The sequence below is a fragment of the Vibrio sp. 1401 genome (assembly GCF_033340295.1).
On the sequence record NZ_JAWOWF010000731.1, the window covers coordinates 1 to 546 of the forward strand.

Annotated in this window: 1 protein-coding gene; it reads right to left on the minus strand. The window is 44.1% G+C overall.

Going from position 1 to position 546, the window contains the following annotated elements; translation table 11 throughout:
• Positions 1-109: 109 nt before the first annotated feature.
• The coding region (locus R7Z77_RS27840; RefSeq protein WP_318137369.1) for a LysE family translocator at positions 110-546 on the minus strand (437 nt) is incomplete at its 5' end.

The following is a 546-nucleotide window of genomic DNA, read 5'->3' on the forward strand; positions in this document are numbered from 1 at the left end:
TATAAGCCACATTTACTATAAGTAAATGTCTCATAAACAACACTTGAGATAACAAAAAGGCAGCTCATTGGCTGCCTTTGGGTTTGTTATATCGAGCGTCTTGAAAGTCTTAAACCGTAACCACCACTCTTAGTGCTAAGAGCATAAGAACAACGCCAGATAGCCGGTCAATGAGAACTGCTTTGGAGCGAATTTTATCGACCACTCTGGAGCTTGATAACACCAACGTGATAAAGGTGTACCACAAGCCATCGACAACAAAAGGGGTCGCAACAATGATCATTTGGTTACTCAGATCATTTCCAAGCGCGACAAACTGGCTAAACAAAGCAATAAAGAACAGTGCGATTTTAGGACTTAGAATAGAGATAAGGAAACCTTCTCTAGCAGATTCAAGTACGGTCGTTTCCTCACCAGATTCCAACCTGGCGGCCACTCCACCTTTGGATCGCAACGCGTTAAAACCTAAGTAAGCCAAATAAGCTGCGCCCGCTAGACTGATGGTTTTGAACAGCATTGGGCTCTGCTGCAGCACAACCGCAAGAC